Origin of the sequence: Pseudarthrobacter sp. CC12 (genome assembly GCF_039907755.1) — a bacterium.
Classification (GTDB): Bacteria; Actinomycetota; Actinomycetes; order Actinomycetales; family Micrococcaceae; genus Arthrobacter; species Arthrobacter niigatensis.
Genome location: NZ_JARDJH010000006.1, coordinates 60675 through 75319, shown reverse-complemented (window position 1 = coordinate 75319; position 14645 = coordinate 60675). Strand labels below are relative to the sequence as shown.

Sequence of the window (14645 nt, the reverse complement as noted above, 5' to 3'; positions counted from 1 at the left end):
TTCCCTTCGTCCAGCAATTCTAGTCGCTTGGCATGGGGCAGGCAGGCCGTCGCCCTCCGGGCAGTCACTGGGAGGTGGCGGCGATCAGCCCCATCATGGAGGCATGCAGTTCGGTGACCTGGTCACGGGTCAACCCCAGCCGTTCCATCATGGTTCCCGGTACCTGGAGCGCCCGTTCCCGCAGGGCAGTGCCTTTGGGAGTCAGCTCCACGGCCAGGGCGCGCTCGTTGCCGTCCACACGGCGCCGAGTGATCAGTTCCGCCGCTTCGAGCCGGCGCAGGAGCGGAGAGATGGTGGCCGGCTCCTGGGCCAGGGCTGTACTGATGTTCCGGAGGGTGCGCGGGCTGTCCTCCCAAAGGCAGAGCATCACCAGGTACTGCGGATGCGTGAGGTTGAGCTTCTCGAGTACGGGTTTATAGGCGCCCACCACGCTGCGGGCGGCCACCGTCAGCGCAAAGCAGAGCTGATGTTCAAGCAGCAGGTCTTCGTCGTGTGCCGGGTCTGTTGCTTGTGAGTCCGTTGCAGTCATTGGGCCTCCGATTGTTAGTGCACTAATCATTAGTGTACACTTGTTTTAGCCGGTATTGAGTGGAAGGAACCTCTTCATGGGCAAGGACAGGTCCGCGGACAAGGGCAACGCCTCCCAGCGCTTCATGCGCGCCACCGGTAAGCTGCGGGCCGTTTTCGGGCCTGCCAACCGAAGCGCCCTGGCACATGACATGACTGAAGAGAACCGCCGCCTGCTGGCCCAGCGCCAGGCGGAAACCCAGCAGTGGGAGACCGTCACCAGGCCGGACGGCAGCACCTACGTGGTGCCGAAGAACCCCGAGGACCGCTCCCTCCGGTAGCAATTCCGCCACCCTTGGGCCGGAGCCTTTTTGCTGTCCCGGGCATAAAATTAGGGCACTGGCTCCTGACGGAGCCAGGCGGCACTTTCGCCCGATATCCGGGAAGGGGGTGGAAAACAGTGGCACATGTCCTCACCAGTTTCATGGGCCTGACCGAGGGCTCCGCTTTGTCTTTGGTCCCGCCACCCGACTGGACGCCGATGCGCCCGTGGTGCACAAACACGACGAATTCGAACAGGCTTCCGAAGAGGACCTTTCTCACTTCGTGGTGGAGACCGATTCAACCGGCCACCATTACGCGGTGCGCCGCGAAGATCTGGAACGCGAAACCTGATCCTTCCCGGATGCTTCCAAGCACGGAAAAGCCGGGCCGCCCTTCTCCCTTCAAGGGGAGGAGCGGCCCGGCTTTTCGTTGGCGCCTACCGGCCGGTGCCGCCGTAGACCGTCGCTTCGCTTTCGGTGTCGAGCCCGAACGCCTTGTGGATTACGCGAACTGCTTCGTCCAGCAGATCGGCGTGCGTCACCACTGAGATACGGATCTCCGAGGTGGAGATCATGTTGATGTTGATGCCCGCGTCTGACAAGGCCTTGAAGAACGTGGCGGAGACGCCGGGGTGGGACCGCATGCCGGCGCCGATCAGCGACAGCTTGCCGATCTTCTCGTTGTATTCGATGGCCTCGAACCCAATCTGGTCCTGCGCAGCCTTCAGGGCGGCCAGGGCTTCGGCGCCTTCCACGATGGGCAGCGTGAAGGAAATGTCGGTCTTGCCCGTGCCGTGCGTGGACACGTTCTGGACGATCATGTCGATGTTCGAGTGGGCGTCGGCGATCACCTGGAAGATCGCGGCGGCTTTGCCGGGGATGTCGGGGACGCCGACCACGGTGACCTTCGCTTCGGAACGGTCATGCGCAACGCCGGAGATGATTGGCTGCTCCAAGGCAACTCCCTCTTGAGTGGTGATCTTGTCGTCGGCGCTGGGGATGACCCAGGTGCCTTCATGCTGGCTGAATGAGGAACGGACGTGGAGCGGGACGCCGAACCGGCGGGCGTATTCCACGCAGCGCAGGTGGAGGATCTTGGCGCCAGACGCCGCGAGTTCCAGCATCTCTTCGCTGGAGATCGTGTCGATCTTCTGGGCTGACGGGACAACGCGCGGATCGGCGGTAAAAATACCGTCCACATCTGTATAGATCTCGCAGACGTCCGCTTCGAGGGCTGCCGCCAGCGCCACGGCCGTGGTGTCCGAACCACCGCGGCCTAGCGTCGTGATCTCGTTGGTGGTCCGGGACATGCCCTGGAAACCTGCCACGATGGCGATGTGGCCTTTGTCCAGGGCGGTGCGGATGCGGTGGGGGTCGACGTCGATGATCCGGGCCTTGCCGTGGATGCCGTCGGTAATCATGCCTGCCTGCGACCCGGTGAAGGACTGGGCGGACGCGCCGAGCTTATTGATGGCCATGGCCAGGAGCGCCATGGAAATCCGCTCACCGGCAGAAAGGAGCATGTCCATTTCGCGGGCGGGGGCGGAATCGGTCACCTGTGCGGCGAGGTCCAGGAGTTCGTCCGTGGTGTCACCCATCGCAGAGACAACCACCACCACCTCGTTGCCGGCAGCCTGTGCATCCACCACCCGCTTCGCGACGCGCTTGACGCCGTCAGCATCAGCAACGGAGGAGCCACCGAACTTCTGCACAATGAGTTGTTTGGTCACCGCGCCGGAGGCGGGGGCTGCCAGCGGCTGTGTTGCGTGGTGCACTTCGGTGGTGGGCGTACTCATGCGCATACCTTCATCGGATCAATTGGAGTTCTGGAGGCCAGGCAGCCTGACGCTTGACGGCGCGGCAATCCTTTGGGACAGTTTATCGCCGCGCCCGGAGGGACGTTGAATTGTGACCACATTCCGGCCACGGACCACCGGGGCCGCAGCCTTCGCCGGCAGGGGCGGCAGGTCCGGCCAAGGTGGAGGTCCGACGGCGGGTGGCCGCCGCGTGCCTTAGCCCAGGGCGTTCCGGCGGCCCTCGAAGGCGCGGCCAAGGGTGACCTCGTCGGCGTACTCCAAATCACCACCAACGGGAAGGCCGGACGCCAGGCGGGTGACTGCGATACCGATCGTCTTGAGCATGCGGGCCAGGTAGGTGGCCGTTGCCTCACCCTCCAGGTTGGGGTCGGTGGCGATGATGACTTCCTGGATTTCGCCGTCGTTCAGCCGGGTGAGCAGTTCACGGATCCGCAATTGCTCCGGCCCTACGCCGGCGATGGGATTGATGGCCCCGCCCAGCACGTGGTACCGGCCGCGGAACGAACGGGTGCGCTCCACGGCCAGGACATCCTTTGACTCCTCCACGACGCAGATGACCGCGGGGTCGCGGCGTGGATCGCGGCAGATGTTGCACAACTCCTGTTCCGTGACGTTGCCGCAGACGGTGCAGAACTTCACCCGTTCCTTGACGGTGGTGATCGCCTCAACCAGCCGCTTCATGTCCTGGGGATCGGCTTCAAGGATGTGGAAAGCCAGCCGCTGCGCGGACTTGGGCCCCACGCCCGGAAGGCGTCCGAGCTCATCGATCAGCTCCTGGACGGCACCTTCGTACACTTTTTCCTCTTTAGCTTCGTGTGGATAGCGGATGGATCAGTCAGTTGGCCATGCGCGGCCGGCACTCCTCAGCCGTCAATAGCGTGGCGTCACAGGGCTTCCGTCCAGGGACCGCTCCTCGATCAGTTTTCCGCCCAAAATGCGTTCGACGGCGGCCCGGCCGAATACGCCCGATTCCTCGATGGTTTCATCGTCGGCGCTCGGGATGTCCTGGACGTACGCGCTCGGGGCGGCAGCGGCCCTGGCCGGCGCCTTCGCGCGTCCAGCCTCGGCTTCAGGGCTGTTGGACAGCCGCTGGTAGAGGCTTTGCCGGGTTTGGGTTGGTCCGGCCGCAGGGGTAGGAACCGGCGCGGCAGCCGCTGGCCGGGGAGGGGCGGGCGCCGCGGCCGGTGCCACCGAAGCCGGGGCAACGGCGGCGCGGGCAGTTGCGGCCTGCGTAACAGGGGACGGGGCTGCAGCCGCCATGGCGAATTCGGGTACCGGAGCGCGGTCGGGGGACGGCGACTGGTAGGTTCCCGAAACCGGGTCAGCATGGCCGGAGCCGGAGCCGGAGCCGGAGCCGGAACCCAGAGCCCAGGATGGCACCGTTACGGCAGGGGCCACGGGTATGGAGGGCGGCACCTGGGCGGTTGCGGGTTCGTAATGCGGGACATCGGCCGATGCCCCGATGTTGTCATTTGCCGGGCCTGATGCAGGTGCGGCACCAACGTTGCTCTTGTCGCCAACCACCCATACGCCGGGCGCCTGCTCCACCGCCCTGGTCCAGGGATCGTGGGCGGCGTCCGCCCGCGGGGCATCAGATTGGGACGCGGTACTCGAGCCCGGGGCGCCGGAGGGAGTGCCTTGGGTACGCGCGGCAGCGCCCGGGCGGGCGCCGGCTGCCGTCTGCGGGACACCAGTGGCAGGGGAGGGTGATGCCGTCCGGCCGTCCGGACGTGCCGAGGGCTCCCAGTCCATGGGAGGTTCCTCATCCAGCGGGGGAGCATCCTCATCCCGGGGCGGGCCCCAGTCGTCATCGGAATAGGAGTAGTCACCACCTGCCGATGGGTAGGTGGGCGGGGCGGCGTCCGTGGCGGATGGCTGGGCAGCAGCGTTCCCGCCGTTGACGGACGCGCGGCCGGACACTGGCCCCCGGGTGGCGGAGGCGGTGGCGACTTCCGTGGGACGGCCCCCGGCCGGGGCAGCCGCAGGGGGAACGACGGCGGATGCCGCGGCCGGGCTGGCGGCAACGGCGGAACTGCCCGAGCGGGCAGCAGGGGCGGTGGTCCCGGCGTTGGAGCCTCCGGCGCCGTCCGGGTTCTCCGCATTCCCGCCAAGCGGCGTGCCGGGGACGGCCGCGGTTGCAGGAGCATGCGCAGTGGGTGCTGCCCCCGCAGGGGCCCCGGCAGGCGCAGGAGCCAGCCCCCAGGCAACGTCAGCTGAGGTGGCCGGAACCACCGGACTGGCGGGTACTTTTGGGTTTGGCTCAGAGCTCGCCTGGTTGGCGCCACCGGCAACCGCCTGGATCTGGCAGTCGATACCGACAGTCTTGAGGATGGCCTGCCGCAGGTTGTCCGAGTGGTCTGCCCTGCCGAAGGCGCCGGCAAGCCCCGATGTGGTGAAGGACAGCGTCAGGACACTGCCGTCGAACGCCTGGACCTGCGCATTGGGCTCAACAAGGGCCCAGGTGCTGCGCTTGATTTTGGACAGTGCCTGCAGGACGTCCGGCCACGCCCGGCGAAGGACCTCCACGTCTCCCATGGCCGGGGGAGCAGACGGGACGGACGCGCCGGGTGCCTGCTGGTTCGCCGCCGGGACCTGGCGGGCAGGTGACTGCGGTGCAGCATCGGGTTGCGGCGCTGCGTTGGCCGGCGCCGCAGCGGGGGGTAGCTGCGCAGCAGTGGGGGCCCCTGGAGCGGCGGCGTTCTGGGGCGCCCGGCCGCGGACAGGTTCCTCGACGGGCCAGTCGCTGGTGCTGACCCGCGGTGGCGTAAGCGGGCTGCGGGCGCCGTCAACGGCTGGAGTATCCTGCCCGTGCCCGGAAGTGGGCAGGGACGGAGCTGCCGGAACAGGGCGTTCGTGCCTGCCCTGGGCATGCTGGGCTGCGGCAGGCGAACCGTCCCCGGCCTGCGCTGGAGGGTCCTGCGCTGGAGAGTCTTGGGCGGCCGGCTCCTGTGCTCGATGGGAGTCCGAGGGGGTGTCCACGCGGGCGGCGGCCGGAGCCGCTGTTTGGGGCGCCGGTGCTGCTCCCGCGGGCTGGGAGGGCGTTGCCGTTGCGGGGACACTGACGTCGGTCCCTGCGTAGTTCAGCCGCCTCTCCACGCGGTCGATCCGTGCGGCCATGCCCCGTTCGTTCTGCTCGGAGCTGGGGAGCAGGATCCGGGCGCACAGCAACTCCAGGTGCAGCCGGGGTGAGGTGGCCCCCGTCATTTCAGTCAGGGCCGTGTTGGTGACATCGGCAGCCCGGGAAAGTTCGGCGGCGCCAAGGTTGTGGGACTGGTTCTGCAGGCGGGCGATCTGGTCCGCCGGCATCCCGCGCAGGATGGCGTGGGCGCTTTCGGGCATGGCCTGGACGATGATCAGGTCGCGGAAGCGCTCCAGCAGGTCCTCAACGAACCTTCGTGGATCGTGGCCAGTCTGGATGACCCGGTCCACGGCGCGGAACACGGTGGCGGCGTCGGAAGCGGCCACGGCCTCCACGACGTCGTCCAGGAGCGAGGCGTGCGTGTAGCCGAGCAGCGCCACTGCGAGCTCGTAATCCAGCCCGTTGGGTCCGGCACCTGCCATGAGCTGGTCCAGGACTGAGAGGGAATCACGGACGGAACCGCCTCCCGCGCGGATCACCAGTGACAGGACCCCAGGGGCCACGGGAACGTTTTCCTGGCGACACAGGAGCTCAAGGTAGGCCATCAGTGGCTCGGGCGGTACCAGCCGGAACGGGTAATGGTGGGTCCGGGAACGGATGGTTCCGATGACCTTGTCCGGCTCAGTGGTGGCGAAGATGAACTTGATGTGTTCCGGCGGCTCTTCCACGATCTTCAGCAGGGCGTTGAACCCGGCCGAGGTGACCATGTGGGCTTCGTCGATGATGAAAATCTTGTAGCGGTCCCGCACCGGGGCGTAGGTGGCCCGCTCACGGAGGTCACGGGCGTCGTCCACGCCGCCATGGCTTGCGGCGTCGATCTCGATGACGTCGAGGGAACCCGGGCCGCCACGGGCCAGTTCCACACAGCTGGGGCAGGTTCCGCAGGGGGTGTCAGTGGGGCCCTGGGCGCAGTTGAGGCAGCGCGCCAGGATCCGGGCGGAGGTGGTTTTGCCGCAGCCCCTGGGGCCGGAGAAAAGGTAGGCGTGGTTGACGCGGTTCTTGCGCAAAGCCGTCATCAGGGGCTCGGTGACGTGCTCCTGCCCGATAACGTCAGCGAACGAGTCGGGACGGTATCTGCGGTACAGGGCGGTAGTAACTGTCACGAAGAAAACCCTACCAATCCGGGCTGACATCATGCCGCCCTGTGGGGGAATAGTAAAGACCCCCCATGCACCCGCCAGAGCCCGTCTACCCTTGCTACCTTCCGGTCCTGGGGGAGTTCAACAGGATGACGCCACATGAGGGGCCGTCAGATACTTTACCCGAACATGGAGCACGACTCGAATCGGGGCCCGCCACTGCCTTCCGACCCCCGCACGGCCGGTGCGGGGCCGGAACGAAACGGGCATGAATCTCCATTGCGCATCTCTGCCCCACCCGCGATCATGTGTATGTACACCGATTGGGGCAATCTCAAGGTTGTGAGCTGCGTGGCCTGGCGTAACGGAACGGACCCGGCAGCTCAACGGTGCACAGGGAATGGGCGCATTGGGGGCGCCCATTTCCAGACGAAAAGGCAACCCGGCACCCGGTAAGCGGGGAGGCGGGCGGCGGCCCAAAACCCGCGCCGGAGGAGCCAATTGGGCGATGCGGAAAACTTCAGGTAATCTAGTACCTGCTTTTGATTCAGAAGCAGTTGGAGAATTCGCCTAGCGGCCTATGGCGCACGCCTGGAACGCGTGTTGGGTTAACGCCCTCGGGGGTTCAAATCCCCCATTCTCCGCCGGTCAAGAACCCGGTCCCGATAACCCGGGGCCGGGTTCTTGCTTTATGCGGAGCGTGCAGGCCCCCGAAAATGGGGGATCAGGCCACGTCTGCCAACGGTTCCCCCAGCCGCCTCAGACGCTTCCTCGCTGCCGTTTCGCTGGGACCCCTCCGCCTCAGCGGGCCGCCCAAAGCAAAATGGACGACGACGAGCACGGCTTTGGTTGCCAGCCGGACCGGCAGTGGAAACGGGCCCAGCCGTGGAACCGAAAGTCCCAGCATGTCCCGGTACCGGGGTTCCAGGCTGTACACGGCACCAGCAAACAGGATCCGGTAGCCGGGCTTCAGCAGGGGATGCAGCGGCGCATTGCGGATGAACTCCACAGTTTCCTTGACCCTGGCGTCCGCGCGCAGTTCGCCCCCGGCGTTCCACCGTTCCAGCTGGCCGTGCAGCTGTGCTTCCGTCAGCGGCGGGTCTTCCACTCCCATCAGCGTCCCGGCCTGGGCCCACTGCCGGACGTACGCGTCCGTGCCGCCCGGGATGGGCTTGCCCCAGATCTTGTGGGCTGCGAGGAAGCCATCGGTAAAGGCCAGATGGATCCAACCGGCCAGTCCGGGATCGTTCGCACTGTAGCGGCGTACACCGCCGTCGTTGTCCTGGTAGTTGCCTTGGACGGGCTCATGCAGGCGGCGGACACGCCGGGTTGCCTCCTCCGCGGCCGCCGTGGACCCATAGGTCACCGTGAAGATCCAGCGGATGGTGTTGGCCAGCCGGCGCAGGGGATCGTCGCGGAAGTTGGAGTGCTCGTGGACCCCCGCCAGCGCGCCCGGATGCAGCGACTGCATCAGCAGCGTGCGGATGCCACCCACGATCGGCGTCATGGAGCCGTGCACCGCCCAAACGGCGGATCCGGGCAGGTGGTAGCCGGGGTCGTCCCCTTCGGCCAGCTTCAGCGTCCAGTCCGGCGGGGCGTCGGCCCTGCCGGAGAACGTCTTTTTGATCTCGTCCTGCCATGTACGAAGGACATTGCGCATGAGACATTGTTGCCCATTTCCGGCGGCACGGCCGCTCCGGTGGTGAAGCGCGGCCTCCCACCCCCTAACGGCCCACAAAAAACCCGCATAGTCCGGCTTTGGGGTTTCCACCCCCGCGGTCCTGTGGTCCCATGGGACATACCGTCGAGACAACGCGCGGCAGGCCACGTCCTGGAGTCAGTGAATTGGGCAAGAATTCCGTGCCCGGCAACCGCAAGCCGGACCAGCGCAGCCTTTCCCCAGTGGCCCGTGCCGTCGCCGCTGCCGGTGTCCTGGCGGCATCCGTTTATGCCGTAAATCTTTCCGCCGGCTCCGGGGAGCGGCCGCAGTTTGCGCGGTCGGTTTCCGAAGCAGGGACCACCCCCGGTGCGGCTGCCATGGACGGAATTTTCGGAACCATAAGCGGTCACGAACCGGACAGCGCACCTGCTTCGTCCACGGCAGACCAGGTGGGTGCCGCGCCCCTTCCACCCGCCATCCTTTCCAGCCCCCAGGCCGCGTTGGCGTTCCCGCGCACGGCAATCGGCGGCGCCAACCAGGGTACAGCGGCAGCCCTGACTGTTGGCCCTGCGGGCGCGGGCAGGCCGTTGGCCGGATTCCTGATGGCACCCCTGCAACGCCTGTATCCGAGTTCGCCGTTCGGTTTCCGGGTGAGCCCGATCAGTGGGTCGGCGGGGGACTTCCATCTGGGACAGGATTACGCAGCGCCGTGCGGGACACCGGTTTACGCAGCTGATTCCGGCGTCGTGCGGGCAGCCGGCTGGCACCCCTGGGGAGGGGGCAACCGGATAGAGATTGACCACGGCGACGGGCTCATCACTACCTACAACCATCTGGAATCGATCGGCGTACGCACCGGCGACCAGGTACGGGTGGGGCAGGTGATCGCCCGCGTAGGCACCACCGGATGGTCCACGGGCTGCCACCTGCATTTTGAAGCCGTCCTGAACGGCCGTTACACCAACCCCCTGAGATGGACATTCCTCCAGCTCCGGGCGGTGAACCAGTCTTTCCCGGCTGACATGGTTTCCTATGCGCCGGGCACGGGGTTGTCCGGCGGCCGGATCAGCTGGACCATTCCCCTCCAGGTCGATCCGGGTGATGGACTCCCCGCAGCCGGCCTGCAGGCTTCGCCCTTCCCGCCGCTCCCGGTCCCGGGGCCGGGGCCGTCGCCGTCGCCGTCCCAACCGACGGGCGTTGTGCTGCCGCCACCCGACGTGCAATTGACGACGACGGCCCCGCCAACTGCGGAACCGGCGGGCAGTGCCGCGCCGCCGCCGTCCGATCCGGCAAGCCCGCCGCCGTCGCCTACGGATCCTGCGACGACTGACCCGACAAAACCTTCACCGTCGCCCACGTCGCCCTCGTCGCCGACGGATCCTGCGCCGTCTGATCCTGCGACGACTGACCCGGCAAGCCCGCCGCCGTCGCCTACGCCCGTCCAGCCCGAACCCGCGCCGACGGAACCCGCGCCGACGGAACCTGCGCCGTCTGATCCTGTAAGCCCGCCGCCGTCGCCTACGCCCGTCCAGCCCGAACCCGCCTCCGTGGGGCCGGCACCTTTCGAACCGGCCCCTGCGCCCGTCGCTGTTGAGCCCGTTCCTGTGCCAGTTCCCGTTGAACCTGCCCCGGCACCGGCGCCTGTTGACCCGGCCCCCATCACCACCACGCCTTCACCCGAGCCAACCGTTCCAGCCGCGGAACCCACCCCGGCGCCAACTCCCACCGTGACCGAGCCATCCCCAACGGCACCCCCGCCCTAGAAATTTTCTCCTCCGGACCCGTACGGTCCGCCGCCGGCAACGAATTCCCTGCATGAGCAATTTCCTGCTGTCGCGCAGCCCGCGACCCCTCTATCCCATCCCGCTGATCCTGAACGACGGCACCAGGACACATTTCGGCCAGTTCAAAGGGAAGGTGGTTTTGGTGGTCAACGTGGCCTCGAACTGCGGCTTCACGCGGCAGTACGCCGCGTTGGAAGCGCTGTACGGGAAGTTCCGCGACCGCGGGTTCGAGGTCCTGGGGGTTCCGTGCAACCAGTTCGCGGGGCAGGAGCCGGGAACCGACAGCGACATCGCGGACTTCTGCGAACGGAATTTCGGTGTCACGTTCACCCTGACGGCCAAAGCCGAGGTCCGCGGCCGCAACCAGCACCTGCTCTATTCAGAGCTCACCAAGTTCAAGACCGGGCTGCTGCCGGGGCTGGTGAAGTGGAATTTTGAGAAGTTCCTGGTCAACCGCGAGGGGGACGTGGTGGCCCGGTTCGCCCCTACGGTCGAACCAGACTCGGAAGAGGTGACGGGCGCCATCGAACACGCACTGGGATAAACGGGCAGCGGGCCGAATGCGGCCGGCAAAAGCGCAGTTCTTTTAACTTTTTCCACATCAGCCACGGCGATTTACCCCATGTTTGCCAAATGTCTGATTGGATAAATATTACTGAAGGGTACAAGGGAAGAACGGCTTCCCACCAACCATAGAGGTAGCAATGGAGCACATCGAGGCCGAACACCCCCGGCCACGCCACTTCCTACTCCACCTGAGCGATCCCCACCTGTTGGGAGGTCCGGAACCCCTCTACGGAATCGTCGACAGCGAAGCCAGGCTTGCCCAGCTGTTCGACGAAGTCAAAGCGTCCGGGGCCCGGCCTGAGGCTGTCATCTTCACCGGTGACCTCGCCGACAAGGGTGACGCTGAGGCCTATGTAAAGCTGAGGGCCATCGTTGAGCCCGCCTGCAAGGAACTCGGGGCCCAGGTCATCTGGGCCATGGGAAACCATGACGACCGCGCCAACTTCCGCCGGGGGCTGCTGGACCAGCCCGGCAGTGACGAACCAGTGGACCACAGTTACTTCATCAATGGCCTGCGAGTCATTACCCTGGACACCACTGTGCCCGGGTTCCACCACGGCGAACTGAGCCCGGCGCAGCTGGAGTGGCTGGCCCGCCAGCTGGAAACCCCTGCTCCGGACGGAACCATCCTTGCGATGCACCACCCCCCGGTCCCGTCGGTGCTGGACCTTTCGGTACTCGTGGAACTGCGCGACCAGGCGTCGCTGGCGGCGGTGGTGCGCAATTCGGACGTCCGCACCATCCTGGCCGGACACCTGCACTACTCCACCACCGCGAGCTTTGCGGGCGTTCCTGTCTCGGTCGCTTCGGCCTCGTGCTACACCCAGGACCTGAACGTCCCTGTGGGTGGAACGCGTGGCCAGGACGGCGGCCAGGCGTTCAACCTGGTACACGTGTACGAACACACCATTGTGCACTCCGTGGTGCCCATGGGCAGTGCGCCCACGGTGGGCGAATATGTCTCCCCGGAAGAGACGGCCCGGAGGCTGCAGGCTGCAGGGGTCCGGATTCCGGAGACCACCAAGCGCGGCAGCACCAAGCTGGGCGCACCCAGCCGGCGCTAACACGGTTGCTCCGGCCGGCCCGGCTACCGGACCGGCCGGAGCGATGCGTGCGGCCTACTTTTCCCAGGGCGCCCTGATAGGAAAGTACCGTTCCAGGAAGTCGGTCACCACTTCAGCCCGCTCGTCCGCGCTGACCTCCGGAAAGCTGCCGTCGTTCAGGCAGAAGAAATCCATGTTCCGCTTGGCCAGCAGCTTGGGCAGGTACTTCAGCCCCGAGCGCATGGTGGTGTCCACGTAACGCACCTTGGCCGCCGTCTGCGTGACGGCTCGGCCCGTAAGCAGGGCGTAATAGTGGTAGAAGGAGTTGGTCACGGAGATGTTGTCCGCTGCCCGGAATCGGCTGGCAGCGGTCTTGCGGAACTCTTCCGGGAATTCCTCCTCCATCTGGTCCACGACGCTGCGCCGCAGCGGCGCGGCCGTGTGCTCGAGGTGCCGGGTGGTGATCCGGCCGAACCGGTTCCACAGGAGTTTGCGGTTTACCCGGGCGGCGTTTTCGAACCCGCTGCGTTCGGCGTCGTTCTCGCCCAGGCCGATCCTTGTTTCAGCCTCGATGAACTTGGTGATGCCTCCGGGGGTGAAGAACATGTCCGGGCCCACCGGCCGGCCGAAGAACATGTCGTCGTTGGAGTAGAGGAAGTGCTCGGACAGCCCTTCGATGTTGTGCAGCTGGCATTCCACGGCCTGCGAGTTGTGCGTTGGCAGCACCGAGGGATCGGAGAAGAACTCCTCGCTGCGGACTATCGTGACGGACGGGTGGTCCGCCAGCCAGGCAGGCGCGGGGGAGTCCGTGGCGATGAAGATGCGCCGGATCCACGGTGCAAACATGTACACGGACCGCAGCGCGTACTTGAGTTCGTTGATCTGCCGGAACCGGGCCTCGTGGTCGTCGCCTTCGCCCAGGACATGTCCCTTTTGCTGGGCGCGGCGGGCCGCGATGTATTCGGGTGAGCTGCCGTCCACCCAGGAGAACACGATGTCAATGTCGAAACTGATGTCGCTGGCGTGGTCGGCGAACATGTTCTCGATGGTGGGCCAGGTGTGCCCGTACCGTTCCACGGTGCCGCGGACCGCATCCTGGCGCAGCAGCGTCCGGCGCGTCAGCGAGTTCTCGATGGGGAGGATCAGCTGCTCGCCCTCAAAGGCCCACAGCTCGATCTGGACGCCGGCTGAGGCGCCAAACTCAAAGCCGCCCACCGGTTCCACCCGCGGCCGGTAGAGGCGGAAGATGCGTCCCTGCCGGTTGGGCGAGAGCTCTCCGTCCGCCACCAGGACGGAAGTCTTCTTCTTGGCGTCCACGGTCATCGAGTAGAAGGGTTCGTCCCGGCAGGCATCCACCAGGGCGGCCCGGAGCTTCTTCCGGTCCTTCCAGTCCAGGGCCACCACGGGCCTGTCGTTGTTGCCGCGGACCAGGAGGTACGAAAGGCCGGCGTTGGCCAGGACGTTGCGCAGGAACAGCAGGTCTTCCACCATGGCCTGGTACGGAGTCCTGGTGTCGTTGATCAGGGCGTAGCGGCCCTTGTGCCGGATGACGTCGGGTCGGTGCTTGAGGCGTTGCTCAGCCGCTGCCGATGTGATTTCGGCGTGAAATTGTTCTTCCACGGACGCTTGGGCGCCGTAGTAAACCTCGTCCTGGACCGGTGCTTCTGTAATGGTGGTCTCCGTGCTGGTGGTGGTGGGCATTCTTACCTGCATGATAGTCCTGCCCGGGTAACGGAAGGTTTCCGGGTAACTTGGCGGCCGGCAAGCCGCTTGTCCGCCCGGCAGCGGCTCAGGCGCCCAGCGCGTCGCGCCATGCGTGCAGGAAGGCTCCGCCGGCGTCGTCGTGGATCACTGTGTCCTCCAGCCCCAGGTCCGCTGCCGTCAGTACCGGATACGGCTTGCTGGGAATGCCGTCCGCCGGGCGCACGTCGACGTGCTTCACGGGGTGGTCGTTGTGGTGCAGCCAGTCCGCCATGGCGTAATCGGTGCGGGAATCGCCCACGGTCCGCCACGCCTGGGGCGTAATGCCCTGCGCTGCGAGGAGTTCCACCGCGCGGCTGGCGCCCAGGTCCTTGCCCAGCCGCACCGACTCAATGTCCGTGGAAATAATGGTGGGATCCACCCGGTAGTCCACCTCGTCGTCGGAATTTGGTGCGTGGTGGTCGAGCCGGACAACACCCAGCCCGTGCCGTGCCATGAGCTCCACGGCCTCCGCATCAAACAGTTTCTGCTCGGCCAGGTAGTCGGCGCTGGGCACGTTGATGTGCTGCTCCACGGACACCATGGCGCGCTTGGTCTCGTCAAAGAACATGTGGGCGGCATAGTCCTCCGCCACGAGCCGGCGGATGTCATCCCCGTACGCTGCCGGAACGGCGAGTTCCCGGTCCACGTGGACGGGGCCGGGGCCGGCGGACGTATAGCTGAACCAGACCGCGCCCTTTTCGCAAATGGCATGGATGACGGTTCCCGCCGGAATGCCGGCCGCGATCATGGGTTCCATGACCTGCTCGCGGATAAAGGCGTCGGAACGGCCGGTATTGAAGATGACCGGGATGCCGGCAGCCGCGAGGGCCACCAGGTCAAGGATGATGCCGGGCTTGACGTCACGTGTCACCGGGCTGGCCACCGGGCCGTCCACGTCCAGCAGGAGGGCCAGTGGCGGCGCCGCCGGCTGGCTGGTTCCGGGCGCGGACACGGCAGGGGACTCGGAGACTGTCATGGGTCCA

The 14645-nt window shown here is 66.4% G+C and carries 11 protein-coding genes, 1 tRNA gene, 1 other RNA gene and 2 pseudogenes; 6 read left to right on the top strand and 9 right to left on the bottom strand.

Going from position 1 to position 14645, the window contains the following annotated elements; translation table 11 throughout:
* Nucleotides 1-64: 64 nt before the first annotated feature.
* Complete coding sequence (locus PV772_RS07010) at nt 65-529, bottom strand: MarR family transcriptional regulator (RefSeq protein WP_141158230.1); 465 nt, start codon at nt 527-529, stop codon at nt 65-67.
* A 76-nt stretch (nt 530-605) separates the two neighbouring features.
* Here PV772_RS07010 and PV772_RS07005 point away from each other — a divergent pair, with 76 nt between their 5' ends.
* Nucleotides 606-848, top strand: a complete 243-nt coding sequence (locus PV772_RS07005) for a hypothetical protein (protein WP_141158229.1) — start codon at nt 606-608, stop codon at nt 846-848.
* A gap of 119 nt (nt 849-967) precedes the next feature.
* A pseudogene (locus PV772_RS07000) lies at nt 968-1182 on the top strand (hypothetical protein).
* Nucleotides 1183-1267: 85 nt separating this feature from the next.
* Here PV772_RS07000 and PV772_RS06995 read toward each other — a convergent pair.
* The 4 genes from PV772_RS06995 to ffs form a co-directional block, all read right to left on the bottom strand.
* The gene (locus PV772_RS06995; RefSeq protein WP_141158227.1) at nt 1268-2626 is read right to left on the bottom strand and encodes an aspartate kinase; all 1359 of its coding nucleotides are present in this window, start codon (nt 2624-2626) and stop codon (nt 1268-1270) included.
* A gap of 216 nt (nt 2627-2842) precedes the next feature.
* Nucleotides 2843-3442 (bottom strand): recombination mediator RecR, encoded by a 600-nt coding sequence (gene recR / locus PV772_RS06990; protein ID WP_141158226.1) that lies wholly within the window; start codon nt 3440-3442, stop codon nt 2843-2845.
* 75 nt (nt 3443-3517) lie between these two features.
* Entirely contained in the window at nt 3518-6889 is a 3372-nt protein-coding gene (locus PV772_RS06985) for a DNA polymerase III subunit gamma and tau (protein ID WP_347885739.1), read from the bottom strand.
* 51 nt (nt 6890-6940) lie between these two features.
* Nucleotides 6941-7037, bottom strand: an RNA gene (gene ffs / locus PV772_RS06980) — signal recognition particle sRNA small type.
* A 387-nt stretch (nt 7038-7424) separates the two neighbouring features.
* Between ffs and PV772_RS06975 the strand changes: the two genes are divergently transcribed.
* Nucleotides 7425-7509: transfer RNA gene (locus tag PV772_RS06975), tRNA-Ser, on the top strand.
* Nucleotides 7510-7589: 80 nt separating this feature from the next.
* Here the strand turns inward: PV772_RS06975 and PV772_RS06970 are convergent.
* The gene (locus tag PV772_RS06970; RefSeq protein ID WP_141158224.1) at nt 7590-8525 is read right to left on the bottom strand and encodes an oxygenase MpaB family protein; all 936 of its coding nucleotides are present in this window, start codon (nt 8523-8525) and stop codon (nt 7590-7592) included.
* 131 nt (nt 8526-8656) lie between these two features.
* Here PV772_RS06970 and PV772_RS06965 point away from each other — a divergent pair.
* Nucleotides 8657-9481, top strand: a pseudogene (locus PV772_RS06965) (peptidoglycan DD-metalloendopeptidase family protein); the annotation flags it as partial.
* 74 nt (nt 9482-9555) lie between these two features.
* Here PV772_RS06965 and PV772_RS06960 read toward each other — a convergent pair.
* On the bottom strand, nt 9556-10251 hold the full coding sequence (locus PV772_RS06960) for a hypothetical protein (RefSeq protein WP_347885803.1): 696 nt from the start codon (nt 10249-10251) through the stop codon (nt 9556-9558).
* Between the two features lie 89 nt (nt 10252-10340).
* On the opposite strand from PV772_RS06960, the gene PV772_RS06955 reads away from it, so the two are divergent.
* Both PV772_RS06955 and PV772_RS06950 read left to right on the top strand, forming a co-directional pair.
* On the top strand, nt 10341-10853 hold the full coding sequence (locus PV772_RS06955; protein WP_141158223.1) for a glutathione peroxidase: 513 nt from the start codon (nt 10341-10343) through the stop codon (nt 10851-10853).
* Between the two features lie 160 nt (nt 10854-11013).
* Nucleotides 11014-11940 (top strand): phosphodiesterase, encoded by a 927-nt coding sequence (locus tag PV772_RS06950; protein WP_141158222.1) that lies wholly within the window; start codon nt 11014-11016, stop codon nt 11938-11940.
* A 54-nt stretch (nt 11941-11994) separates the two neighbouring features.
* Here the strand turns inward: PV772_RS06950 and PV772_RS06945 are convergent, their stop codons facing one another.
* Together PV772_RS06945 and PV772_RS06940 are read right to left on the bottom strand one after the other, a co-directional pair.
* A complete protein-coding gene (locus PV772_RS06945; RefSeq protein ID WP_141158221.1) occupies nt 11995-13632 on the bottom strand; it encodes a stealth family protein in 1638 nt (545 codons plus the stop codon).
* Nucleotides 13633-13708: 76 nt separating this feature from the next.
* Nucleotides 13709-14638, bottom strand: a complete 930-nt coding sequence (locus PV772_RS06940) for a hypothetical protein (protein ID WP_347885738.1) — start codon at nt 14636-14638, stop codon at nt 13709-13711.
* Nucleotides 14639-14645 lie beyond the last annotated feature (7 nt).

What these genes read in the sequence shown, in the direction of transcription:
- PV772_RS07010 (WP_141158230.1), bottom strand. Translation starts at nt 529, where the DNA reads ATGACTGCAACGGACTCACAAGCAACAGACCCGGCACACGACGAAGAC.
- PV772_RS07005 (WP_141158229.1), top strand. Translation starts at nt 606, where the DNA reads ATGGGCAAGGACAGGTCCGCGGACAAGGGCAACGCCTCCCAGCGCTTC.
- PV772_RS06995 (WP_141158227.1), bottom strand. Translation starts at nt 2,626, where the DNA reads ATGAGTACGCCCACCACCGAAGTGCACCACGCAACACAGCCGCTGGCA.
- PV772_RS06970 (WP_141158224.1), bottom strand. Translation starts at nt 8,525, where the DNA reads ATGCGCAATGTCCTTCGTACATGGCAGGACGAGATCAAAAAGACGTTC.
- PV772_RS06955 (WP_141158223.1), top strand. Translation starts at nt 10,341, where the DNA reads ATGAGCAATTTCCTGCTGTCGCGCAGCCCGCGACCCCTCTATCCCATC.
- PV772_RS06950 (WP_141158222.1), top strand. Translation starts at nt 11,014, where the DNA reads ATGGAGCACATCGAGGCCGAACACCCCCGGCCACGCCACTTCCTACTC.
- PV772_RS06945 (WP_141158221.1), bottom strand. Translation starts at nt 13,632, where the DNA reads ATGCAGGTAAGAATGCCCACCACCACCAGCACGGAGACCACCATTACA.
- PV772_RS06940 (WP_347885738.1), bottom strand. Translation starts at nt 14,638, where the DNA reads ATGACAGTCTCCGAGTCCCCTGCCGTGTCCGCGCCCGGAACCAGCCAG.